Origin of the sequence: Shewanella sp. LC6 (assembly GCF_006385735.2) — a bacterium.
Lineage (GTDB): Bacteria > Pseudomonadota > Gammaproteobacteria > Enterobacterales > Shewanellaceae > Shewanella > Shewanella xiamenensis.
The window spans coordinates 543,934-568,115 of sequence record NZ_CP043902.1 but is presented as its reverse complement, the minus strand read 5'-3'; the positions used below and the strand labels follow the sequence as shown (position 1 = coordinate 568,115).

20 protein-coding genes are annotated in these 24,182 nt (G+C 48.4%); 4 read left to right on the top strand and 16 right to left on the bottom strand.

The features are described 5' to 3' along the window. Genes murG through mraZ form a run of 10 tightly spaced genes read right to left on the bottom strand, consistent with a single transcriptional unit; the run spans nt 1 to nt 11,077 of the window. The gene (gene murG / locus FJD32_RS02635; RefSeq protein WP_088586585.1) at nt 1-1,089 is read right to left on the bottom strand and encodes an undecaprenyldiphospho-muramoylpentapeptide beta-N-acetylglucosaminyltransferase; all 1,089 of its coding nucleotides are present in this window, start codon (nt 1,087-1,089) and stop codon (nt 1-3) included. Continuing rightward, nucleotides 1,089-2,300, bottom strand: a complete 1,212-nt coding sequence (gene ftsW, locus FJD32_RS02630; protein ID WP_055647665.1) for a cell division protein FtsW — start codon at nt 2,298-2,300, stop codon at nt 1,089-1,091. Before ftsW ends, murG begins: the two co-directional genes overlap by 1 nt. Continuing rightward, complete coding sequence (gene murD / locus FJD32_RS02625) at nt 2,290-3,609, bottom strand: UDP-N-acetylmuramoyl-L-alanine--D-glutamate ligase (RefSeq protein WP_047536139.1); 1,320 nt, start codon at nt 3,607-3,609, stop codon at nt 2,290-2,292. Before murD ends, ftsW begins: the two co-directional genes overlap by 11 nt. 6 nt (nt 3,610-3,615) lie before the next feature. Further along, nucleotides 3,616-4,698 (bottom strand): phospho-N-acetylmuramoyl-pentapeptide-transferase, encoded by a 1,083-nt coding sequence (gene mraY, locus FJD32_RS02620; RefSeq protein WP_037422832.1) that lies wholly within the window; start codon nt 4,696-4,698, stop codon nt 3,616-3,618. Then, on the bottom strand, nt 4,699-6,081 hold the full coding sequence (gene murF / locus FJD32_RS02615) for a UDP-N-acetylmuramoyl-tripeptide--D-alanyl-D-alanine ligase (protein WP_088586584.1): 1,383 nt from the start codon (nt 6,079-6,081) through the stop codon (nt 4,699-4,701). Next, nucleotides 6,081-7,559 (bottom strand): UDP-N-acetylmuramoyl-L-alanyl-D-glutamate--2,6-diaminopimelate ligase, encoded by a 1,479-nt coding sequence (gene murE / locus FJD32_RS02610; protein WP_088586583.1) that lies wholly within the window; start codon nt 7,557-7,559, stop codon nt 6,081-6,083. The genes murF and murE overlap by 1 nt, the downstream gene beginning before the upstream one ends. Further along, nucleotides 7,556-9,307 (bottom strand): penicillin-binding transpeptidase domain-containing protein, encoded by a 1,752-nt coding sequence (locus tag FJD32_RS02605; protein WP_037422838.1) that lies wholly within the window; start codon nt 9,305-9,307, stop codon nt 7,556-7,558. The genes murE and FJD32_RS02605 overlap by 4 nt, the downstream gene beginning before the upstream one ends. Nucleotides 9,308-9,320: 13 nt before the next feature. Beyond that, nucleotides 9,321-9,635: a cell division protein FtsL gene (gene ftsL / locus FJD32_RS02600; protein WP_037422840.1), complete on the bottom strand. Its 315-nt coding sequence runs from the start codon at nt 9,633-9,635 to the stop codon at nt 9,321-9,323. An 11-nt stretch (nt 9,636-9,646) separates the two neighbouring features. Next, the gene (gene rsmH, locus FJD32_RS02595) at nt 9,647-10,588 is read right to left on the bottom strand and encodes a 16S rRNA (cytosine(1402)-N(4))-methyltransferase RsmH (RefSeq protein ID WP_011624305.1); all 942 of its coding nucleotides are present in this window, start codon (nt 10,586-10,588) and stop codon (nt 9,647-9,649) included. Between the two features lie 30 nt (nt 10,589-10,618). Then, nucleotides 10,619-11,077, bottom strand: coding sequence for a division/cell wall cluster transcriptional repressor MraZ (mraZ, locus tag FJD32_RS02590; protein WP_037428867.1), 459 nt, complete (start codon nt 11,075-11,077; stop codon nt 10,619-10,621). Nucleotides 11,078-11,569: 492 nt separating this feature from the next. Between mraZ and FJD32_RS02585 the strand changes: the two genes are divergently transcribed. The 3 genes from FJD32_RS02585 to FJD32_RS02575 all read left to right on the top strand — a co-directional run bounded on the left by FJD32_RS02585 (nt 11,570) and on the right by FJD32_RS02575 (nt 13,785). Further along, the gene (locus FJD32_RS02585) at nt 11,570-12,304 is read left to right on the top strand and encodes a peptidase (protein ID WP_231640379.1); all 735 of its coding nucleotides are present in this window, start codon (nt 11,570-11,572) and stop codon (nt 12,302-12,304) included. Beyond that, nucleotides 12,301-13,374: a PepSY domain-containing protein gene (locus tag FJD32_RS02580; protein WP_055647669.1), complete on the top strand. Its 1,074-nt coding sequence runs from the start codon at nt 12,301-12,303 to the stop codon at nt 13,372-13,374. The genes FJD32_RS02585 and FJD32_RS02580 overlap by 4 nt, the downstream gene beginning before the upstream one ends. Nucleotides 13,375-13,467: 93 nt before the next feature. Beyond that, nucleotides 13,468-13,785 carry a hypothetical protein gene (locus tag FJD32_RS02575; protein WP_037422850.1) on the top strand — a complete coding sequence of 106 codons (318 nt, stop codon included), beginning with the start codon at nt 13,468-13,470 and terminating at the stop codon, nt 13,783-13,785. Nucleotides 13,786-13,854: 69 nt separating this feature from the next. Here the strand turns inward: FJD32_RS02575 and glpK are convergent, their stop codons facing one another. After that, on the bottom strand, nt 13,855-15,339 hold the full coding sequence (gene glpK / locus FJD32_RS02570; RefSeq protein ID WP_037428871.1) for a glycerol kinase GlpK: 1,485 nt from the start codon (nt 15,337-15,339) through the stop codon (nt 13,855-13,857). Nucleotides 15,340-15,762: 423 nt separating this feature from the next. Between glpK and FJD32_RS02565 the strand changes: the two genes are divergently transcribed. Then, nucleotides 15,763-17,049, top strand: a complete 1,287-nt coding sequence (locus tag FJD32_RS02565) for an FAD-dependent oxidoreductase (protein ID WP_055647670.1) — start codon at nt 15,763-15,765, stop codon at nt 17,047-17,049. A gap of 60 nt (nt 17,050-17,109) precedes the next feature. Here FJD32_RS02565 and FJD32_RS02560 read toward each other — a convergent pair whose 3' ends face one another. The 5 genes from FJD32_RS02560 to leuA form a co-directional block, all read right to left on the bottom strand. After that, nucleotides 17,110-18,456, bottom strand: coding sequence for an outer membrane protein transport protein (locus tag FJD32_RS02560; RefSeq protein WP_055647671.1), 1,347 nt, complete (start codon nt 18,454-18,456; stop codon nt 17,110-17,112). A 527-nt stretch (nt 18,457-18,983) separates the two neighbouring features. Next, a complete protein-coding gene (gene leuD / locus FJD32_RS02555) occupies nt 18,984-19,589 on the bottom strand; it encodes a 3-isopropylmalate dehydratase small subunit (RefSeq protein ID WP_023265756.1) in 606 nt (201 codons plus the stop codon). 24 nt (nt 19,590-19,613) lie between these two features. Continuing rightward, a complete protein-coding gene (gene leuC, locus FJD32_RS02550) occupies nt 19,614-21,038 on the bottom strand; it encodes a 3-isopropylmalate dehydratase large subunit (RefSeq protein WP_055647672.1) in 1,425 nt (474 codons plus the stop codon). Beyond that, entirely contained in the window at nt 21,038-22,132 is a 1,095-nt protein-coding gene (gene leuB / locus FJD32_RS02545; RefSeq protein WP_055647673.1) for a 3-isopropylmalate dehydrogenase, read from the bottom strand. Before leuB ends, leuC begins: the two co-directional genes overlap by 1 nt. Nucleotides 22,133-22,183: 51 nt before the next feature. Then, nucleotides 22,184-23,752 (bottom strand): 2-isopropylmalate synthase, encoded by a 1,569-nt coding sequence (gene leuA / locus FJD32_RS02540; RefSeq protein WP_055647674.1) that lies wholly within the window; start codon nt 23,750-23,752, stop codon nt 22,184-22,186. Nucleotides 23,753-24,182: the final 430 nt, after the last annotated feature.

Sequence of the window (24,182 nt, the reverse complement as noted above, 5' to 3'; positions counted from 1 at the left end):
CTATCCTTTCTCGGCGAGAGCGATACACACTTGGGCCACCTGTTCGGTTGCATCCAGTACGGCAACATCTCTCGCTCTTTGGCCCATTTGGGCTAATTCTGCTCTGTCATTGGCGAGTAACTGTAATTTACTCACCAGCTTATTCACGTCCAAGATGGCCTGCGGCAATAGGAAAGCGGCGCCAGCCTCAACCAATACTTGAGCGTTACGGGTTTGGTGATCATCCACTGCATGGGGATAAGGCACCAGAATACTCGGAAGTCCCACCGCCGCTAACTCGGATACCGTCAGCGCGCCAGCGCGGCACAATACCACATCTGCCCAGCGATAGGCGGCTTCCATATCATCAATAAATTCGGCAACGTTAACGCCGCCCTCTTGTCCTTGCTGTTGATAAGCCGACTTCACTCCTGCCAGATTATCCTTACCCACTTGATGCCAAACCGTAATCGACTGCTGTTTACTGAGCGCAGCCACGACTTCAGGCATTAAGTCGTTAAAGACTTTGGCGCCTAAGCTGCCGCCTACCACCAAGACTTTTAAGGCATCATCCGCGGCTTGCTTAGGCTCGGCACCTAAGGCAATTAACTCGCGACGGATGGGGTTACCCACCACCTTTGCCTTAACCTGAGTGAAGGTATTTTTAAAGGCGCACAGTACTTGATTCGCAATTCGCGAGAGCAACTTGTTGGTCATTCCCGGAATGGCATTTTGCTCATGCAGCACTAAGGGCACGCCCGCTAATTTGGCCGCCACACCGCCCGGACCACTGGCGAATCCGCCCATGCCCAGCACCACATCGGGCTTGAACTCGGCAATCAAGGCCTTGGCTTGCAGAATCGATCGCACCACTTTAAAAGGCGCCGCCAATTTACGTACTAAACCATTGCCACGCACGCCCTTGATGTCGATAAAATCGATATCGAAGCCATACTGAGGCACTAAGCGCGCCTCCATACGGTCGGCTGTACCTAACCAACGCACTTGCCAACCTTGCTGCGCTAAATATTTTGCCACCGCGAGTGCCGGGAACACATGTCCGCCCGTGCCGCCTGCCATGACTAAAATACGTTTACCCGCGTCGGTCATTACTTCAATCTCCCTTGCACGGCCTGAACTAAACTCATGCGCCGCTCATAATCGATGCGTAGCAATGTCATTGCCGCCGCAGTCATGACCCATAAACTACTACCGCCGTAACTCACAAAGGGCAGTGTTAACCCTTTAGTAGGTAACATACCAATGCTTGCGCCCACATTAACGACGGTCTGAAAACAGATCCAAATCCCAATGGCATAGGCCAGATAACCCTCGAAGGCTTTGTCCATCACCAGACATAAATTGCCGAGGCGAATGGCCCTTAATGCCACAAACAGCAACACGGATAAGACCGCGATAATGCCGATAAACCCTAACTCTTCACCAATCACGGCAAAGATAAAGTCGGTATGCGCCTCGGGGAGGTACTCCAACTTTTGAATACTGTTGCCAAGGCCCTGGCCGAACCAATCACCTCGGCCGTAGGCCATCAGCGATTGAGTTAACTGGTAGCCACTACCAAACGGATCTTGCCAAGGGTCTAAAAACGATGTCACCCGGCGCATACGATAAGGCTCGAGCAGTACCAGCGCGACGAAAGCTAAAATGCCAGCAAAGATCAGCGCGAAAAAGTCCAGCAACCGAGCACCCGCGAGAAACAACAGTCCAACAGTGCCGACAAACAACACCACCACAGTGCCTAAGTCGGGCTGCATCAAAATCAAAATCGCGTAAATCGCAAATACCGCAATCGGCTTATAGAAGCCCTTAGCATTTTCACGCACTTCCTGATGACGGCGCACCAGATAGCCCGCCATGTACACAGAAAACGCAAACTTAGCGACCTCGGCCACTTGAATACGGATTGGACCGATTGATAACCAACGGGTCGCGCCGTTTACGGTAGTTCCCACGACCAGTACTGCCAGTAACATCAAAAATACAACCAGCAGCATGATAGGGCTCATCCGCTGCCAAGTTTGCATTTCAACCCTCAGCACAAATGCGGCAATCACTAAACATCCCAACAGATAACCCACATGGCGAGTCATAAAATGGAATGGGTTACCCGTCAGTGTTTGTGCCTCGGGCATAGAGGCCGACATCACCATTACAAAACCAAAGCCAATCAAAGACAAAACAGCAGTGAGCAAAGCCCGATCGTACAATTGCGCGCCCGGGACTTCGGTATCTCGTTGCCAGTTGGGCAGTGCATGCAGCACTCGCCCAAACAGGCTGAGCTGTCTTGCATCACTCGCCATCGAGTTGCTCCACTTGGCTTCTAAAATCATCACCACGGGCCATAAAGTTGCTGTACATATCCAGACTTGCACAGGCGGGCGACAACAACACAATATCACCCGAAGTCGCTAATTGAGCGGCCTTAGCAACAGCGGCAGCCATTGAATCAACCTTAATAGCGCCTTCTTTCAGCGCGGCAATCTTATTGCCATCTCTACCTAAGGTAATGAGGTGAGTCACTTTTGTTAACGGCTCGGCCAGTGGACTGAAATCCGCACCTTTACCATCGCCGCCAGCAATCAAAATAATGTCGCCGAGGTGATCGCTTAAACCATCAAGGGCCGCAACAGTAGCCCCCACATTGGTTGCTTTAGAGTCATTCACATAGGTCACACCACCTTTGACCCCTACCACTTCGCAACGGTGAGAAAGGCCAGTAAAGGTGCGAGCCACTTTGGCCATCACTTGCTTATCCACACCCACCGCGTAGACCAAAGCCATTGCAGCAAGTAGGTTGGCATGGTTATGACTGCCAATCAGCGACACTTCGGTGATTGGCATGATTTCACTGTGGCCGTGATAAATCTTGCTGTCGCAAATGCCCCACTCGTCGCCTTCAGGCGGCGCTAAACCAAAGCTGTTTTGGTTCATGGGTTCAGTTGGGATAGTCAGCGCATCATCACGGTTAAAAATGATGGAACGACTTTGATGATACAAACGTAGTTTGGCCTTCCGATAGGCATCCATATCGCTGTACCTGTCCATATGATCTTCCGTCACGTTTAAACAGGTTGAGGCCACACAATTCAAGCTATGGGTGGTTTCCAGCTGGAAACTCGATAACTCAAGCACAAAAATATCCGCATTCTCTTGCAGCAAATCCAGCGCCGGAGTACCAATATTGCCTCCCACAGCAACAGCAATGCCTGCTTCTCGCAGCATTTCGCCCACTAAGGTGGTGACTGTCGTTTTGCCATTTGAGCCCGTAATCCCAATCACGCATGGTTTACGGTCAGCAATTTCACGGGCAAATAACTCAATATCACCAATGACTTCAATCCCCATATCCAGTGCCGCGCGCACTTCGGGAGTATCAATCGCAATCCCAGGACTGATAATGATTTGCGTCGCCTGCACTAGATAACGGCAATCAAATCCGCCAGCAATTAATTGCACCTCAGGGAATGAACTTGCCAGTGTTTCGGCACCTGGAGGCTGGCGACGGCTATCCATCACCAACGGCGTAATGCCTTTTCCACACAAATAGCGCACTACCGAGAGCCCTGTGGCACCCAAACCTAATACTATGTGTGAATAATGACTTTGCATGAGTGATTACCTTAACTTCAACGTGGCTAAGCCGAGCAACACTAAGAAAATAGAGATAATCCAAAAGCGGACAATCACGCGTGGTTCAGGCCAACCTTTTAACTCGTAGTGGTGATGGATAGGCGCCATGCGGAATATCCGTTGACCGCGTAATTTGTAAGAACCGACCTGCAATATCACTGACACGGTTTCCATGACAAACACCCCGCCCATGATCACTAATAGAATTTCTTGGCGAACTAATACCGCAATCGCACCTAATGCAGCCCCTAAAGAAAGAGAACCCACATCGCCCATAAAGACCTGTGCTGGATAAGTGTTAAACCATAAAAAGCCTAAACCTGCGCCCACAATCGCGGTGCAAACGATCACCAGCTCACCAGAGCCAGGTAAATGCGGAATATGCAGGTAATTGGCAAACTGAGCATGACCAGACAGATAAGCAATCAAGGCAAATGCTGCTGCTACCATTACCGTTGGCATAATCGCCAAACCATCGAGACCGTCGGTTAAGTTCACTGCGTTGCTTGAACCCACGATAGTAAAGTAGGCCAATACGATAAACACAGCGCCAAGCTGTGGCATCACGTCCTTAAAGAAAGGCACGACTAACTGGGTTTCACCCGGGTTAGACGCTGTGGTGTAGAGGAAGAAAGCAATAATCAACGCCGCTAAAGATTGCAGAATATACTTCCAGCGCGCAATTAATCCCTTAGTATCTTTACGTACCACTTTGCGGTAATCATCAATAAAGCCAATCATGCCGAAGCTGCCTAAAACAAACAGCATCACCCAAACATAACGGCTACCAAGATCGCCCCATAACAGCACACTGATAAAGATGGCCGCAAGGATCAGTAAACCACCCATAGTCGGCGTTCCGCGCTTACTGAAATGCGACTCAGGCCCATCATTACGCACCACTTGACCAATTTGCATTAACTGCAAACGCTCAATAAGTTTAGGACCCCACCATAAACTAAATACTAATGCGGTTAACAAGCCCAAAATGGCTCGAAACGTCACATAGGAAAATACGTTAAACCCAGTGTGAAAACGGGTTAAATACTCGGCCAGATACACCAGCATCTACACTAACTCCCCACGCCCGAAGGCTACTGTTAGGCCATCCACGACCCGCTCCATTGCGGCACTTCGTGAACCTTTAACTAAAACCGTCACCTGTCCCGGCAACTGGTTGATGTGTTTTATGAGTTTTTCTACTAACGTCGCCACGCTGTCATGGTGCTCCGCCCCGAAAGCTTGGCTAGTATGCTGAGTCAAGGTGCCAGTACAGAACAGGGCATCAATCCCCTGTTGCTTTGCCAGTTGTCCCAGATCAGCGTGTAAAAGGGGCGCATTGTCGCCTAATTCGCCCAAATCTCCCAGTACCAAACAACGATTTTCAGAAATTTCCTTTAACCAAGCGATAGCCGCCCCCACGGATACAGGGTTAGCGTTATAGCTATCATCGATTAAACGGACTCGGCCTAATTGAGTCGGCTGCATACGTCCCTTCACAGGGATAAGTTTGCTTAAGCCTTCGGCGATCTCTTTTAGACTTAATCCTAATGCGATACAAACACTTGCAGCAGCTAAGGCATTGCTGACTTGATGACGTCCCGCTAAAGGTAAGGTCACTTCGCAGGACTCACCCGCATAATTAAGGATAAAGCGGTAACAACCATCGCTATTGGCTTTATGGCCAGTCGCAATCACATCGATTTGGCGTTTCGCCGCGCCTTCCTGCTGGGAGAAGCTCAATTGCTTATAATGCTTGGCTTTAACACGCATCACATCAGCAAAGGCGTCGTCAGCATTAATAATCGCAGTGCCGCCTTGTTGTAGATGGTTATAGATTTCCGATTTCGCTTGGGCAACGCCGGCCTGTGAACCAAATCCTTCTAAGTGGGCACTGCCGACGTTATTGACTAACGCTACATGCGGACGGACCAAAGCAGAGGTGTAATCAATCTCGCCTTTATGGTTAGCCCCTAACTCAAATACCCCATACTTATCTTCGGGGGTTAAGCGCAGTAGGGTTAAAGGTACGCCGATTTCATTATTAAAATTACCCGCGGTGTAAAGTACTTGATGCTTAGCCGACAAAATAGTGGCAATCATCTCTTTCACGCTGGTTTTGCCGTTAGAGCCAGTTAATGCCACACAAATAGGATTCACTTGGTCGCGGACATAGGCGCCAATCGCGCCCATGGCCTTTTGGCAATCGGCAACAATTAGCTGCGGAATATCAAAGGCCAATTCACGTTCAACCAGTAATGCAATGGCGCCATTTTCAATTGCCGTGGCCGCAAAATCATGGCCATCAAACCGCTCACCCTTTAAGGCGACGAAAAGGGTCGCGGGGCCGATTTTACGGCTATCGCTGCTTAATGCTTGGATGGTGACATCGTCACCGACTCGATGCGCACCTAAGTATTGGCTCAGTGCCCCGAGGGAAATTGGGATCATTAGCGTTGCTCCGATAACTGACGTGCCAGGGCGCGTTCATCATAGTCATGACGCACACCTGCCGCCTCTTGGTAAGTTTCATGGCCTTTGCCCGCAAGCAAAATCACATCCCCAGATTTAGCCTGTGCGACGACTTGTTTAATCGCAGCCACACGGTCAACCTCGGTCAGCGCTCGCTCTGGGTGAGTCAGCCCTTGGATAATATCGGTAATAATTTGGTTAGGATCTTCGCTGCGGGCATTATCGCTAGTCACCATAATGCGATCGGCAAATTGCTCCGCCGCACGCCCCATTAAAGGCCGCTTACCCTTGTCACGGTCGCCACCGCAGCCAAACACGCACCAAAGCTCCCCTGCACAGTGACGACGCAGGGCATTAAGTGCCTGTTCAATCGCATCGGGGGTGTGGGCATAATCGACGACTAAGGTGATGTTGTCCGCGGTGGTAAAACGTTCCATACGGCCAGACACGGGCACTAAGTAAGGTACCTTGGCAGCTAATGCACGCATATCCATTCCCTGTAAATACAGGGCTGATAGTGCAGCGAGTAAATTCGAGAGGTTAAAGGCGCCTAATAACGGGGAACGAATATCGATTTCGCCCTCGGGCCAGACTAAGGTTGCCTGCACGCCTTGGTCATTGAATTGGGCATTCTTAGTGTAAAACGTCGCATCGGTATGCGCTTCAATGCTAAAGCCCCACATCTTCGCAGGAACGTTTGCCAGCTCGGATAACCAAGCGATGCCCACGGGATCATCGAGATTCAGTAGGCCGTGGCGCAGAGAGTCGAAGCGAAACAGCATTTGCTTGGCCGCGGCATAGTTTTCCATATCACCGTGGTAGTCCAAGTGATCACGGGTCAGGTTAGTAAATACCGCCACATCGAAGGGCACTGCATCGACTCGCCCTTGAACTAAACCATGGCTCGAGACTTCCATCGCACAGGTATTTACACCTTTATCTGCAAATTCACGCAGTTGGCGCATTAAGGTAATGGCATCGGCGGTCGTATTACCGCTATCGACTAACTCGCCCCACAGGCCATTGCCGAGCGTGCCCATCACCGCCGCTTTACCCTCAAGCAGGGTCACTAATTGCGCGCACAATTGGCTTGTCGAAGTTTTGCCATTAGTCCCTGTAATACCCACAATGGCCATAGATTGACCTTGAACAACGGGATAACGCACCGCAGCCACCGCTGAAACGTGCTTAGCTAAGTCGTAGAAGTAAATCTGCACGCCTTGCTCAGCCGCAATAACTTTGCCTTGCTCTTGGGGATTATCCGTATGCACTAACACCGCCGCCGCACCTTGGGCTAAGGCCTTATCGATAAACTGACGACCATCGACCTTGTGTCCTGGCAGCGCTAAAAACACATCGCCGCGACGTATTGCGCGGCTATCTAGAGTCAAATCTTGGAAGGTTTGTTCACCCGCGTAGGAGAACCAAGGGGCGAGTAGATCCCTTAATAACATTATTCAGTTCTCCCGGCGAGACCCGCCAATTGCACCTGTTCTTTATCGGAAATGGGTTCAACATTTAACATTTGCAGTGCGCCTGACATCACCTTAGCGAAAGCAGGCCCTGCCACTGAACCACCATAATAGAGATCGCCCTTAGGTTCATTGACCACAACGACGATAGCGAGTTTGGGATTATTCACCGGCGCAACACCTGCAAATAACGCAACATAATCATCACCATAACCACCGGCTACTGCCTTACGGCTGGTGCCCGACTTACCTGCGACGGGATAACCATCGATATGCGCAAGCGTACCTGTACCACCTTTTTCGGTGACACCCACCATCATTTGCAGCACGTCTCTGGCTACTTCTTCTGAAATCACCCGTTCACCTTCGGGCGGCTTTTTAAGTTTTAAAATCGATACTGGATATAAAGTGCCGCCATTGCCTAAAGTCGCGTACATCCGCGCTAACTGCAGCGTCGTCGCGGTTAAGCCGTAACCAAAGGATAAAGTGGCACGCTCAAAGTCAGACCAACGGTGGCGATCTTGGATAAGGCCTGCGCTTTCTCCCGTTAAGTTAATCCCTGAAAAACTACCTAATCCCATGGATTGATAAGTGCCGAGTAACTGCTGTACAGGTATCGACAGGGCTAATTTACTAATGCCCACGTTACTGGATTTGGCTAAAATACGCGCTAGCGTCATATCACCGTAGTTAGATGCATCACGCACTTGGCGTCCACCTAAACGCATCCAACCTGGAGAGGTTGGGATCACATCGGTGGATTTAACGGTGCCCGCTTCTAACGCCGCCGCAACCACAAAGGGTTTAATGGTCGAGCCGGGCTCGAAGGTGTCCGTCATCGCGCGGTTACGCATTCTGAAGGTTTGAAAATTATCACGGGAATTAGGGTTGAAGGAGGGCGTATTCGCCATCGCTAACACTTCACCCGTGTGGATATCGAGTACCACAATCGACCCTGATGTCGCTTGGTTCATCTCTGTGGTGCGCTTTAACTCGCGATAGGCAAGCTGCTGGATCCTATGGTCGATACTCAGGACAAGATCATTTGGGCTTTCGCCTTCTTGGACGATATCGAGGCGCTCAACCACATGACCATCACGTGACTTACGTACTTTCTGTTTGGATGGCGTACCAGTAAGCCAACTGTTATAGGCATTTTCAACGCCTTCAATACCAACATCATCGATATTAGTGATACCGATAAGCTGGGCAGTTATCTCACCACCGGGATAGTAACGGCGAGACTCAGACTTTAAAAATACCCCAGGCAATTTAAGCTGAGTGATGTAGTCCGCCACTGCAGGAGTCACTTGACGCTTAAGGTAGGTAAAACGTTTGGTTGGATTGCTACGGACTTTATCGAGTACGTCTTCAACGGGTTCGTGTAATACGTCAGCCAGTGCTTGCCAACGACGCATATCTGTAAAGCCATTGCTATCGTTAACTTGCTTTGGATCTGCCCACACTGCACGCACTGGCACACTCACCGCCAGCATATCCCCATTGCGATCAGTAATTAAGCCACGCTGTACCTCACGACTGGTAGTACGTAACGTACGCATATCGCTCTCATGGCGAAGCTTATCAGGCTCAATAATTTGGATATAAGCAGCACGACCCACCAGGCTTGAAAACATCGCAAATACAAAACCAACCACGACGTATAACCGCCAATGGATCAGTTGTGGCTTTTGCTTTTTGCTTGCCTGTTTGGTTTTTGCTTGCCTAATCATATCTTCCCTATGTTCACGGCACCTTTACCACAACTTCTTCGCTGGGTAATGGGCGACTCATGTTGAGATCCTTCGATGCAATCCGCGTAATTCGGCTATGCTCCGTTTGGGATTGCTCTTCCAATAATAAATTGCGCCACTCGATATCTAACCTGTCACGCTCCTGCAATAGCAGATCCCATTCAGTAGTGAGTTTGCGACTCACATGGCTGGTATACACCACAGCCACTGCATTACTGAGCACGAGCAGGGCAAGTAACAAAATCCATTTGTGTTGCCAAAGGTCGTGTAATACAACCTGTGGTAGACTCAATGAGGGCTTACTCATTTGTTTGCCCTCTAGTAATCTAGTCGCTCGGCAATGCGCAATACCGAACTACGGGCTCTTGCATTGCGTTCAATTTCCTCATCGGATGGCATAATCGCCTTGCCAATGGCACGTAGTTTACGCGACTTATTAATCTGATCTTCAGTGATGGGTAAACCATGGGGCACACTCTCACCTTGACTGTGGCGGCGGATAAATCGCTTCACTATGCGGTCTTCTAAAGAGTGAAAGCTGATAATCGATAAACGACCCTGCGGAGCAAGCACGGTTAATGCACCTTCAAGTGCTTGATCAATTTGATCTAACTCACTATTGATATAGATACGTATTGCCTGAAACACGCGGGTGGCAGGATGTTTATTACGCTCTTTGTTTTTGGTGATCCGCGCAATTAAATCGGCTAAATCTTTGGTACGTAAAAACGGGGTTTTATCGCGGTCGGCAGCAATGCAACGGGCAATATGACGAGCATTTTTCTCTTCGCCATAGGTTTTGAATACCCATGCCATATCTTCAATTTCAGCACGGGCTAACCACTGGGCAGCGGTTTCACCTTGACTATTGTCCATGCGCATGTCGAGTGGACCATCACGCAAAAAGCTAAAACCACGTTCCGCATCATCGAGCTGCGGTGAGGACACGCCTAGGTCGAGTAACACACCATCAATCTTGCCAACCAGACCAAGCTCTTCGACGTAATCGGCTAACTGACCAAAGCCACCGTGTACGATTTGAAAACGGGGATCATCGGCAAATTGTTTAGCAGCTTCAATAGCCTGAGGATCGCGGTCGATCGCAATCAAGCGTCCGTTTTCACCCAGTCTTTGCAATACTTGTCTTGAATGACCACCGCGGCCAAACGTGCCATCAATATAGATGCCATCGTCTTTAATGTTTAAACCGCCAACCGTTTCTTCGAGCAAAACGGATAAATGGGCAAATTCTTGACTCATTAATTTCTTCTTATTTAATTATGCGACTCGTTAGAGTGAAAAATCCGCCAGACGCTCGTTGTTAGCAAGCTCCTCGCTTCGAATCGTTTCCTGACACTCATCAATTTGCTGCAGCCAAGCTTGCTCATCCCACAGCTCAAATTTGTTTAACTGTCCCACCAGCATGATGCGCTTATCTAAATTGGCATATTGCCTTAGCGGTGGTGGCAGTAATATGCGTCCGTTGCTATCGAGCTCCACCTCATGGGCATAGCCTAGCAACATGCGCTTAAGGGATCGTTGGGTTTTATCTGTATCCGAAAGCTTGAGCAACTTAGCCTCAATCAACTCCCATTCGTGGAGGGGATAAAGGAGCAAACACGCAGATTGAATATCGACTGTGATGACGATGCGGCCCTGGTGCTCTAGTTGCAAAGGTTCGCGGTATCGCACTGGAATAGCGATCCGTCCCTTTGTATCTAAGTTGATAGCACTGGCTCCACGAAACACGCTAATTCATCCTATCCTTTGCTTTTTGATCCACAAATATCCACTATTTCCCACAAATGCTAAGTTTAGGGATAGTCGACAAGCATTGTCAAGGGATGGGATCCTTTTATAAAGCCAGTCGGCAAGCGGGTTAGCAGCATGTTGACCCCATAACTTAGCGACAATGTTTTGACAAAATGAGCAGCTTAAAATCAGCTAAACGATGGAAACCATAGAAATAAAAAGCGGACAAAAAAACAGCAGCCTTTTGCTTTCAGGCAGTTGCAATGAAATTTCTGCCACAAAATTTCGGTAAATGTGGGATTTTCCTCATAGGTAAATCACGCTAGACTCACAACGCGTAACAAAACAAACCTAAAATTAACCTTTTTGTGATCCCGTAAAGTGTAAAATTTCAGCATAAATAGCTGAAATTTTATTTTTGGTTGTAGATTTATTCTGCAATTAGGTGAGTATTTTTATTTCACGATTGCGAGGAAGATCAAAACTCCCATGGGATTAACTCACAATAAATCGCCTATGACCGCAACTCAGATCCGCACCTACCACAAATGGTTTGCACTCCTCGCCGCCTTTCAATTGTTGATATGGGTTGCAACAGGTGCTTATATGGTATGGATGGATATCGAGTTTATCCGTGGCAAACCTTTGGCAAACAAGAACAATGCCGCAATTTTCCATGTAGAAGCTCCCGCTTATAGCTTGACGGATTTCATCAAAACTCACACAGATGCAACAGAAATCAATTTATATGCTCACCAAAGCACACTCTTTTATAGCGCCAAAATAGCGGGGAAATTACAGCGTTTTAGCACTGTGACGGGAGAATTATTACCCCTCTTAAATCAACAACAAGCACTCGACACCGCTCAGCAACTATATACGGGCAAGGCTAAGATCATCCATTCAACACTCCACCAGCAAACAGCACCGAATGAAATCTCCCTCCGCGCATTACCTGTATGGCAGTTGGAGTTGGACGATGCAATGAACTCGACACTCTATATCTCCGCGGTCACAGGACAATTGGTCAGCGCTCGACATAATTACTGGCGGCTGTTCGATATAATGTGGATGCTGCACATTATGGACTACAAGACTCGGGAGAATGTGCAGAATCCGTTACTCACGGTAATGAGTACACTCGCCCTATTGACCGCACTCTTTGGTATGGCGTTGAGCTATATCAGTTTTCGCAATACTAACTCCCAAGAGGAGCCAAAATGAGCTTCTCAAACAAACGGAATGCTGAGAGTAAACGCCATATCAGTTTAGTGATGCAAACTCTACACAAATGGCTATCACTTATTGTTGGCCTACAACTGTTGATTTGGATCGTAACAGGGCTGGCCTTTAACCTGATTGACGAGCGTTTTTTCGATGCGAACCCATATCGCACCACGCATCAAACAGCGAGTCCCACTACTGCACTCGCCCCCACGGCTAATCTACTGCAACAATACCAAGCAGAAGGCATTATCGAGCTTAAGTTGACTTCAGTACTTAGCCGCGCAGTGTATGCCCTCACAACAACTCAGCAAAACCGCTGGTTTTGGGCGGACTCACTCCAACCGCTATCCTTGAACGATGCCGATATACTCGCTATTGCCAAACAGAGTTACTCAGGCCCTGGTGAACTCAGCGCACCGCAAATCCTCACCCATGAAACGCCATTCGACGCCAGTGGCCCAATTGCAGTACTGACAGCCTCGGACGAAGTCGGCACTCGGATTTATATCGACACAGCCTCGGGCCTGATTCTTGCCCACCAAAATCGCCAATCGGATCTTAAAGATCTGCTCTTTATGCTGCATTTTATGGATTATGCTCCCGATAATGGCATTGGTTTTAACCACTTATTGGTACAACTCGTCAGCATTGCCGCGCTGTTATTAGGTCTTACGGGTATCTACATTCTTGGGCATAAATTCCATCAAAGTCAGTTATCACTCCCTTTCTTTAGACGTAAGGCCGCAACAGGAAAACTGGCGCTTTATACTCAGGACAATCAGCCTCTTGCCAAATTTACCGAGCTCAATGGCACTTATTTAGAAAGCATTAATCGAGGGAGTGAAAGGCTAAGAACCCAATGTGGTGGTGGCGGACGCTGCGGCCTGTGTAAACTAAGGTTTGTCGAGCAGGCGCCCAGTCCCAATGATTATGATCTGGATAAACTCACCATAGCAGAGCTTGAGCAAGGCATTCGCCTAAGCTGCCAACACAAGGCCAGCCCTAGCAAACTTGCACTCGTCACTAAGGCGCAACACAGATATTGGCCAAAGTCAGAGTGCCAGTAGAGTGTCGCGCATAGGCTTCAATCGGCGTATAGTCTAAATATTGAGCAGCCCCTGCCGATAAAGGGTTAAGTGGTCATAAACCAAGGAGGCGCTATGAGTGGATTGGACAGTCTTTACGCTATGCTGGCTCAGCCAGTAAAACCCGTACTAACCCCAAAGCGGATCGTTGATCAGGTGAGCAGTGCCACCGCCAATGCGCCCGATAGCCATGAAACGCCGCAGTCGCAATTGCCACCCACCCTAGATGCAAAAGTCAGGGAAAGACGTAAACAGGATAATGCCAGTCGCAATAAAAAACGCCGCGCAGCGGACAAACAAGATTTAAAAGAAGGAAAAGTACTTGAAGTCACTGACGATACCGCTGACACAGCGCAGCCAGCTAACAAACATATTATCGATATCGAAGTTTAACGTGCTGGCCGTTAAATAAATAAGGCGCAACCTCAGGGTGCGCCTTATGTGTTTCAAGCCTAAACGAAACTAAGAACGCGTTCTTGCCACCGCATCTTGCCAGCCAGCGTATAACCGCTCCCTTTTACTCGCATCAATATTCGGTTTGAAGTGTTTATCGATACAGGCCTTATGCTCCAGCTCAGTTACCGAGTGCCAAAATCCAACGGCCAGCCCAGCTAAGAATGCCGCACCCAAAGCGGTCGTTTCGCAAACACTCGGCCGTAACACTTCAACATCGGTAATATCTGCTTGAAATTGCATTAAAAAGTCATTCGCGACCGCGCCACCATCCACTTTCAAACGCTTTAGACTGACGCCACTGTCTTTGATCATGGCATCGAGCAAATCCTTGCTCTGGTAGGCAATCGACTCTAATGCCGCGCGGATAATATGATTACGGTTAGCACCGCGCGTTAATCCAAATAATGCACCACGGGCATTGGGGTCCCAATAGGGTGCGCCGAGCCCCACAAAAGCGGGGACTAAATACACCCCATTAGTATCCGCCACTTTAGAGGCAAAATATTCGGTATCGCTGGCGTCGCGAATAAGTCCCAGCTCATCCCGCAACCATTGAATAGTCGCACCGCCCATAAATACTGAGCCTTCGAGGGCGTAGTTCACTTCACCTTGCGCACCTACCGCCACTGTGGTTAATAAACCATGGGATGAACGCACGGCTTTGTTACCTGTGTTCATCAGCAAAAAGCAGCCTGTACCATAAGTGTTTTTGGCCATTCCCGGCTCAACACAGAGCTGGCCAAAGAGCGCCGCCTGTTGATCGCCCGCAATCCCCGCCAGTGGAATTTCACTGCCCTCACCGGCAATACGGGTTGTGCCATAGACACTGCAGGAAGGTTTTACTTCGGGCAACATGGCAGCAGGAATATCGAGCGCCTCAAGCAGCTTACTATCCCAACTCAAGCTATGGATATTAAACAGCAACGTGCGAGCGGCGTTGGTGGGATCGGTCACATGCACTTTGCCTTCCGTGAGTTTCCACAGTAACCAAGTGTCAACCGTACCAAATAACAGTTCACCTCGTTTGGCCTTCGCACGTGCATCCGGCACATTATCTAAGATCCATTTGATCTTAGTGCCTGAAAAATAAGGATCGAGTAAAAGGCCGGTATTCTCACGCACATAATCTTCTAAGCCGTGCGCTTTCAGTTGCTCACAGATCTCAGCGCTGCGGCGACACTGCCACACAATGGCATTGTAAACCGGTTTGCCTGTGGCCTTTTCCCAAACAACGGTGGTTTCCCGCTGATTGGTAATACCAATCGCCGCCACTTCATCGCTGTGAATCCCCGCTCGAGCCAACGACTCAATAAGCACTGAACTTTGGCTTGCCCAAATCTCCATTGGATCGTGTTCAACCCAGCCGGGATTAGGATAAAGCTGAGTAAACTCCCGCTGTGAAACACTGACAATATTGGCATCGTGGTCAAACACAATCGCTCTTGAGCTGGTTGTGCCTTGATCTAACGCCACTACATATTTTTTCTGCACACTCTTTCCTTTCTTCAAGCCAAATCAACGCCATTGAGATTTTATGGTCAACATTATCGCCACAAAATTCCCTTGGGGTGAATATATTCTTAATGGCTGTCTTTGACCAGCATCGGCCGAAACAGTGAATAAAATCAAATAAATCATTAAGAAGATACTCAGGTGTGTAGCGTGTCCGATGACATACTGTTTGCTAGGGCAGCACTATTATCCGTTTATCTAGAATAAGGACAGCACAAGTGCATACGCCCGCTTAATTGCAGCCAAAATGCCCCTAAAGCATCAATGCGCCCAACTCGCTTTGCAAATAAACAAATACCTTCTACGCTTTATATAATTAGAAAAATCTAATTGATAAAATTTAGATTATACAAAGACCAAGGCAGGTTCTTTGTTAACAATATCCATTCGGAGGAGTAGATAATGAAAAGAGTCATTGTAATTGGGGCGGGACTAGGTGGCGTATCGGCAGCATTTGAACTCAAACAGCGACTGCCTTCCGATTGTGAAATAGGTGTGATCAGTGAAGGGGCTGACTTCCAATTTGTTCCCTCAAATCCTTGGGTAGCACTCGGTGAACGTAAGCGCGAAGACATCAGTCTTCCAATTGGAACCTACTTAGCTAAACGTAAGATTAGTTATTCCGGTGAAGGGGTGACTCATATAGATCCCATGAATAGGCAACTCACCTTAGGGGATGGTACAACAGATAATTACGATTACTTAGTCATCTGTACTGGCCCAAAACTCGCCTTTGAAAACGTACCAGGTGCCGGTCCAGATGGTTTTACTCAATCTATTTGTACCATTGATCACGCCGAAAAAGCCTACGAATGCTTCCAACAACTGCTCGCTAAACCCGGCCCAGTGGTTGTCGGCGCACTACAAGGTGCAAGTTGCTTTGGGCCAGCCTATGAGTATGTGTTATCCCTAGAGAGCTTATTGCGTAAACACAAAATTCGTCAGCATGTACCTATCACTTTTGTCACCAGCGAGCCCTATGTGGGTCATATGGGCCTCGGCGGCGTGGGAGACTCTAAGTCACTTATGGAACACGAATTTAGAGAACGTAGCATCAAATGGATTTGCAATGCTAAAACGACCCACTTTGAATCAGGTATGGCTTATGTTGATGAATTAGATAGAAAAGGAGAAGTCGAATTTCAACATACCTTACCCTTCTCCCTTGCGATGTTTTTACCCCCTTTTAAAGGCAGTCCTGCGATAGCAGCAGTACCAGAACTGTGTAACGAGAAGGGCTTTGTACTCACCGACACGTTCCAGCGCTCACCACGTTATCCAGAAATCTATGCCGCTGGCGTGTGCGTAGCACTCCCACCATTGGAAAAAACTCCCGTACCCATTGGCGTACCTAAAACGGGTTTTATGATTGAATCTATGACCACTGCTATTGTGGATAATATTCTTTCCAGTTTAAAAGGCGAGCCTCCCAAGACCCATCCAACACTTAATGCTATTTGTTTGGCCGACATGGGAGATAAGGGTGCCGCCTTTGTGGCTCTTCCCCAAAATCCTCCCCGCAATGCTAACTGGACATCTATGGGTAAATGGGTACATGTGGCCAAAATTGCCTTTGAGAAATACTTTCTCTACAAAGTCCGCAATGGCACTAGCGAACCTATTTATGAAAAATATGTACTCGGCAGTTTAGGCATTCACCGCACCCACGAGCCTAAGGAACCGGAATAACAGATCAGCGTCAGACAAAAAAGCCCTGAAAATTCAGGGCTTTTTTAATCAAACTTGATATTACATCTTGTAGCTCATTTGGATACCCGCTAACCAAACATTACCGCTCGCTTCACCGTTAAAGTTAACAGTCGCTAGGTTTAACAGATTTTGCTGCTCGTTAATTGGCGCATCACCCGTGGCACGGATATAGGTCAGTGCAAAATCAACATTCAGGTTTTTAGTCGCCTGATAGCCCGCACCAACAGAGAACCACAGACGGTCTGAGTCAGGGATAGTTGTTGTACGCCATTCATTAGTTGCCGCCGTTTTATCTAAGGCCACACCCGCACGCACTAACCACTCATTGTTCACTTGATAAGTCGTACCTAACGCAAAGCGCCAGTTATCTTCAAAGTGCTCTTCTTTCACTAAGTCAGATTCTAAGTCGCCCTTTGGCTTAACTTCACCAGGGAAGTACGCCACTAACTGATCGAATACACTCCAATCAGTCCAGTTAACACTGGCGTGCATCGCCCAGTTGTCTGTCAATTGATGATAAGACGACAACTCGGCAAACGCAGGCAACTCAAGTGGTAAATAACCTTCGATTGACAGATTTTGACCACCATCATAAATCACCCCTGAAGCATGACCATCTAAGTCAAGCTGCACACCACTATGGTAAGCCAAACCTAAACGATGAGCAGGGTTAATTTGCCAGCTAGCACCGAGTTGCCAACCATAGCCAATGTCATCACCCTTCATGCTTTTCAGCTCAGTGCCACCCGACGGTAACATGCCTGCCACTTGTGGAGGTAAACCAGGTTTAATTTTATCCACCCAGCCCGGTAACGAAGCACCGATTTCACCTTCGCCATAAACGATACGCACACCACCACCAATACTAACAGCATCATTGATGCGATAGGCAATGTTTGGATTAAACTCAACAGTAGTGACCGAGGTCTTGTTACCAAAAATAGCCGCAGCATGGGTCGCAGGCAATTCAGTGGCGAGACCATAATTCGAGTTAACTGCCAGACCCCAAGTCCATTGGTCATTCAACTGATTGGAATAATAAAAGTTAGGTACCAAAGCGTCATCGGCTACGTCGATAGCATCACCGTTCATCACGATTGGATTTGGACCAAGCAGAGGCGAGCTTAGGCTCACGTCACCTTTCACATCTACATTGGGCATCACATAGATACCACCAGCAGATAACTGACGACCTTCTAAATAGGTCAGCATCGCAGGGTTGCGCGCTTGTGCCGAAGCATTATCAGCAATTGCGGCTTCACCGGCGAAGGCGCGGCCTAAGCCAGTTGCCGAGTATTCGGCAAGTTGAAAACCTGCGGCATACACTTGAGTCGTTGTGCTTAATAAGGCTGCAGTCACAGCCAAGGTCAGAAGACGTTTTTGCATTGTTATTCTCGAAAAATATTATTGTTATCTGTGCCAGTAACTTGGTCACAATGGCGTTCACACAAAATAGAGCAAACACTCCAGATTGAATGCACGGCAGTTTACCGATGCAGAAGATGTTTGCAACAAGCCGGAATAAAACAGATAAAAAAACTAGAAAAAACAACCTAATCAATATTTTTAGTGAGATAAATCACTTTTAAAACAAGAATAATCAGTATTTTTTCAACAAGATATTTGCTGAAAGCATTTTAAAAGCAACACCAAAAATACTTAAACCAATTTAAAAACAATACACTAAACCACAAAAAACCTATAAACACCTGTAAGCCATTTTACCTATTAAAATTCAGCATAAATCACTGGCATTCATTTTGTTTGCGAAACAGAAAAGCCGCCATCCATTTTAAATCAATAAATACAACACATTAGACATAAACACTTAAGCGTAGATAATAAAAACGCCTAGTTTTCGAACTAGGCGTTTAAGATTAACTTCTATTAAGGTACAAGTGTTCGCTGAATGCTTAACATCGCCAACTTGGGATTTGTGATTCGTATTCGCTGATCTGCATTCCGTGGGACAAGGTCAATCCAATGGCATCTAATCCATTCAGCAATTTATGTCGCGCCGACTCGGCCAGTGTAAAGCTAAACTCAGCCCCCGAAGGCGATGTCACCTTACAAGTGGTTAAGTCGACGGTGATTTGTGCGCCTTCTTCGCTCGCCACCTCATCCATTAACTGACGCACTTCATTCGCGCTCAGCTTCACCGGCAACAAACCGTTATTGATGGAGTTTCCATAAAAAATATCGGCAAAACTGGGGGCGATAATGGCGCGCAGGCCAAAATCCGCTAATGCCCACGGGGCGTGTTCACGACTAGAACCACAGCCAAAGTTTTCCTGTGCCAGCAGAATCGACGCACCGCTATAGCGAGGCTTGTTTAGAGTGAAATCAGGGTTAGGCACATCCCCGGCATCATCGAGATAACGCCAGTCGTGGAATAAGTGCACACCGAATCCATCCCGCGTCACCTTAGATAAAAATTGCTTCGGGATAATTTGATCGGTATCGATATTGGCGCTGTCGATCATGACCGCAAGCCCGGTATGGCAAGTAAAAGGTTGCATTAACTTCTCCTCTTGGGATGACGGTTAGTAAGGTTTACGGATATCGACAAAATGCCCAGCAATCGCCGCTGCAGCAGCCATCGCCGGACTCACCAAGTGCGTGCGACTACCACGGCCTTGGCGACCTTCGAAGTTACGGTTACTGGTCGAAGCGCAGCGATCGCCCGCCTCTAATCTGTCATCGTTCATCGCCAAACACATAGAGCAGCCCGGTAAACGCCATTCGAATCCGGCCTCGATAAAGATTTTATCTAAGCCTTCGGCCTCGGCCTGTGCCTTCACTTGGCCAGAACCCGGTACTACGATTGCCGTAACGCCCGCAGCCACTTTGCGCCCTTTGGCATGCTTCGCCGCGCTGCGTAAATCTTCAATCCGCGAGTTAGTGCAAGATCCGATAAAGACCTTATTGATCGCCACATCTGTCATTGGCGTGCCTGCAGTTAAGCCGATATAGTCCAGTGCTTTTTCCATGCTAGCGCGAATCGTTGGATTCACCTCATCGGCAGGATTAGGCACTGGCGCATCGATGGCAACGACTTGTCCAGGGTTAGTACCCCACGTGAGCTGCGGCGCGATATCGGCAGCATCCAACACCACGGTGGCATCAAACTCAGCGCCAACATCGGTTTTCAGCGCCTTCCAGGCGACGACGGCTTGTGCCCAATCTTCGCCCTTTGGCGCAAACTCACGACCTTCTAGGTAATCGAAAGTGGTTTGGTCCGGCGCGACCATGCCAGCCTTAGCGCCCATTTCAATCGCCATATTGCAGACTGTCATGCGCCCTTCCATCGACAATGCTTCAATGGCCTCACCACAAAACTCAACCACATAGCCAGTGCCGCCATCCATCCCAATCTTACCGATAATCGCCAGTACGATATCTTTAGCCGTTACGCCATCGGTGACCTGACCGCGGACTTCGATTTTCATGGTCTTGGCTTTTAATTGGCGCAGAGTCTGGGTCGCCAACACATGCTCCACCTCGGAAGTGCCGATACCGAAGGCCAAGGCGCCAAAGGCGCCGTGGGTCGCGGTGTGAGAATCACCACAGACGATCACAGTGCCGGGTAAGGTAATCCCAAGCTCAGGCCCCATAACATGCACAATTCCTTGATTAGGATGGTGAATATCATATAAGCGTACGCCGAAGTCTTTACAGTTTTGCGCCAAGGTCTCGACCTGAGTGCGCGCCATCGGGCTTAAGGCATCAAGACTAGCGCTGCGAGTCGAGGTGTTGTGATCCATGGTCGCGAAAGTTTTCTCCGGGGCACGTAATTTACGCCCAGCCACTTTTAAGCCACTAAAAGCTTGGGGAGAAGTCACTTCATGAACTAAGTGTCTGTCGACATAAATGATCGGTGCTTCACCCTCGGGAGTTGCTACAACGTGAGCATCCCACACCTTTTGATACAGGGTTTTCGGAGCACTTGATATTGAAGGATTAGTCATTACACACCTGCCTTAACTGCATCGGCGATAAAGTTGCCCATTTCGACCGTCGATTTAGCCTTATGGCGTTGGTCGCTACTTAATAGCTCACCGGTTAAATAGCCAGAATTCAGCGCCTTAGTCACAGCACGTTCAATCGCACTTGCCGCCTCTTCTTGCTTTAAGCTGTGGCGCAGCATCAGTGCCGCCGACAGAATTTGTGCAATCGGATTAGCAATACCTTTACCTGCGATATCCGGCGCACTGCCACCTGCGGGTTCAAACAAACCAAAGCCAGTGCTATTCATGCTCGCCGAAGACAACAAGCCCATAGAACCCGTCAGCATGGCGATTTCATCCGATAAAATGTCGCCAAACAAGTTAGAACACAGCATAACGTCAAACTCATCGGGGCGGCGCAGCAACTGCATGGTCGCGTTGTCGATATAGATATGTTCCAGCTCAACGTCGGGAAAATCGACCGCCACTTCTTCAACCACTTGGCGCCACAATACCGAGCAAGCCAATACGTTTGCCTTATCGACCGAAGTGACTTTTTTACGGCGTCCGCGAGCGGCTTCAAAGGCAATGCGCGCAATACGGCTAATTTCACGGCGGCTGTAACGCATGGTATCGAAGGCTTCTTCGCTCTCACCTTCACCTTGGCGCCCCTTAGGCTTGCCGAAGTAGATCCCACCCGTTAACTCACGCACGCAGAGAACATCGAAACCTCTTGCAGAAATATCACTGCGCAGCGGTGACATATGTTCTAAACCATCATGCAATTTAGCGGGGCGTAGGTTACAAAACAGTTCGAAGTGACCCCGTAGCGGCAACAGAGCACCACGCTCGGGCTGTTCATTGGGCGGCAGTTTCTCCCATTTAGGGCCACCGACAGAGCCGAACAGAATGGCATCGGCCGCCTCACAGCCCTTCAGTGTTGCCTCTGGCAATGGACAACCATGGTTGTCGATAGCGATACCGCCGACATCATATTCAGTGTATTCAATGTTAAGGCCAAAACGTGCCTCAACCGCCTTTAACACCTTACGCGCCTCGGCCATCACTTCTGGCCCAATACCATCCCCGGCTAATACTGCAATTTGATAACTCATACGCCCGCTCACTCCTTCAATGTGAAAACTTTATGCTCGATATTACCTTGGCTATACGCCGCCCAGCTCTTTGTTTTTATGCATATTCTGTTTGTAATCTGCAACCTTATCGGCGCGGCATGTCAGGTTCATCACGTGCACTAATGCACGGGCTGATGCCTCAACCACGTCGGTCGCTAACCCGACACCGTGGAAATTTTGCTCATGGTAAACCGCGGTAATATCAACTTGGCCGAGCGCATTTTGTCCTACGCCCTTAGCCCCCAATTTGTAGCTGATGATATCGATACGGCGGTCAGTCGCGCGGGCGATAGCATTATAGGCAGCATCAACAGGGCCATTTCCTGTAGCGGCCTCAGTTTTAATCTCACCGCCGACATCAATACGCACCGTCGCCGTGGCCACGCCTTCGGTTGAGTCAGATTGCACCACTAACTGCTGTAATTGATAAAAGTTATCTTCTGCGGCTTGTGTCTCCATGAAGGCTAAGGCTTCTAAGTCATAATCGAAGACTTGGCCCTTTTTATCCGCCAATTTTAAAAACTGTTCATACAGGGCATCCAAGTTGTAATCCTGCTCGCTGTAGCCCATTTCCTCCATGCGATGCTTAATCACATGACGGCCGGAGCGCGAGGTCATATTCAGATTGTTACGATTCAGGCCGATGCTCTCTGGCGTCATAATTTCATAAGTGTTTTGCGCTTTTAACATGCCATCTTGGTGAATCCCCGACGAATGGGTAAAGGCATTAGCGCCAACAATCGCCTTATTCGACTGGATTGGCATATTGCACAACTGGCTGACTAAATTTGAGGTTCGGTGAATTTCCTTCGCATTGATCCCCGTTTCAAACCCTAGCAGGTTCTTACGGGTCGCTAAGATCATGGCGATCTCTTCTAAAGAGCAGTTACCCGCACGCTCACCAATCCCATTCATGGTACATTCGATTTGGCGCGCGCCATGCTGCACAGCAGTAATCGAATTGGCGACCGACAGACCTAAGTCATCGTGGCAGTGAACCGAAATAATGGCTTGGTCGATATTCGGTACGCGATTAAACAAAGTTTGAATAATGCTGCCAAACTCGCTTGGCACTGTGTAGCCCACAGTATCTGGGATATTGATGGTGCGAGCCCCCGCGTGAATCGCCGCTTCCACCATACGGCACAAATTATCAATCGGCGTACGCCCCGCATCTTCGCATGAAAATTCAACATCATCGGTAAAACGACGGGCATATTTCACTGCACCGACCGCCATTTCCAACACTTGCTCGAATGAACGTTTTAATTTGCTCTCAACATGGATGGTCGAGGTGGAGATAAACGTATGAATGCGGAACTGATCAGCCACCGATAATGCTTGAGCGGCAGCATCAATATCTTTTTCCAAGGCGCGGGATAATGCGCACACTCGGCTATTTTTAATGGTGCGAGCAATGGTTTGCACCGACTCAAAATCACCGGGGGAAGATACGGGAAAACCGACTTCCATCACATCGACACCGAGACGTTCCAACGCCATGGCGATCTGTAACTTTTCTTTGACCGACAAGCTTGCCGCTAACGCCTGCTCGCCATCACGTAAGGTGGTATCAAATATAATGACTCTGTTAGACATCGGGTTTCTCCATGGAACGTCACCGTTCATTATTTAACTTTTGCCGTATTCAGATACAAAAAACCCCGCAACATTGGTGCGGGGTTTTTGAGTGTTTTGCCTATCTATCGAGCGAGCAACACTAAGACCTCCGCGTTTGTGGCGCGAGAGAGAGAAGGAGGAGGTCGAGTTTGCTGCTAATTCTATTCATTTAAATTAAATATTTATTCTGTTGATTGAATATTGCTTTGGTTAATATTTAACTTGCTTGACTAAATGTGTCAACCCCAATTTTTTTCATGTTACTTAATATATCTGCTGCAAAATGGCAGAAACAGATATGTTTGTCTCAAGGTTGTATTGTTAATCCCTTGCAATACAAGATAAATAAATTAAATGCTGCACCTCAAACTTTTAACAAAAAAATCATTTTTTATGCAAAAATAACCTG

Coding starts and splice junctions, on each gene's coding strand:
- murG (WP_088586585.1), bottom strand. CDS start 1,089: ATGACCGACGCGGGTAAACGTATTTTAGTCATGGCAGGCGGCACGGGC.
- ftsW (WP_055647665.1), bottom strand. CDS start 2,300: ATGGCGAGTGATGCAAGACAGCTCAGCCTGTTTGGGCGAGTGCTGCAT.
- murD (WP_047536139.1), bottom strand. CDS start 3,609: ATGCAAAGTCATTATTCACACATAGTATTAGGTTTGGGTGCCACAGGG.
- mraY (WP_037422832.1), bottom strand. CDS start 4,698: ATGCTGGTGTATCTGGCCGAGTATTTAACCCGTTTTCACACTGGGTTT.
- murF (WP_088586584.1), bottom strand. CDS start 6,081: ATGATCCCAATTTCCCTCGGGGCACTGAGCCAATACTTAGGTGCGCAT.
- FJD32_RS02605 (WP_037422838.1), bottom strand. CDS start 9,307: ATGATTAGGCAAGCAAAAACCAAACAGGCAAGCAAAAAGCAAAAGCCA.
- ftsL (WP_037422840.1), bottom strand. CDS start 9,635: ATGAGTAAGCCCTCATTGAGTCTACCACAGGTTGTATTACACGACCTT.
- rsmH (WP_011624305.1), bottom strand. CDS start 10,588: ATGAGTCAAGAATTTGCCCATTTATCCGTTTTGCTCGAAGAAACGGTT.
- FJD32_RS02585 (WP_231640379.1), top strand. CDS start 11,570: ATGGGATTAACTCACAATAAATCGCCTATGACCGCAACTCAGATCCGC.
- FJD32_RS02580 (WP_055647669.1), top strand. CDS start 12,301: ATGAGCTTCTCAAACAAACGGAATGCTGAGAGTAAACGCCATATCAGT.
- FJD32_RS02575 (WP_037422850.1), top strand. CDS start 13,468: ATGAGTGGATTGGACAGTCTTTACGCTATGCTGGCTCAGCCAGTAAAA.
- FJD32_RS02565 (WP_055647670.1), top strand. CDS start 15,763: ATGAAAAGAGTCATTGTAATTGGGGCGGGACTAGGTGGCGTATCGGCA.
- FJD32_RS02560 (WP_055647671.1), bottom strand. CDS start 18,456: ATGCAAAAACGTCTTCTGACCTTGGCTGTGACTGCAGCCTTATTAAGC.
- leuD (WP_023265756.1), bottom strand. CDS start 19,589: ATGCAACCTTTTACTTGCCATACCGGGCTTGCGGTCATGATCGACAGC.
- leuC (WP_055647672.1), bottom strand. CDS start 21,038: ATGACTAATCCTTCAATATCAAGTGCTCCGAAAACCCTGTATCAAAAG.
- leuB (WP_055647673.1), bottom strand. CDS start 22,132: ATGAGTTATCAAATTGCAGTATTAGCCGGGGATGGTATTGGGCCAGAA.
- leuA (WP_055647674.1), bottom strand. CDS start 23,752: ATGTCTAACAGAGTCATTATATTTGATACCACCTTACGTGATGGCGAG.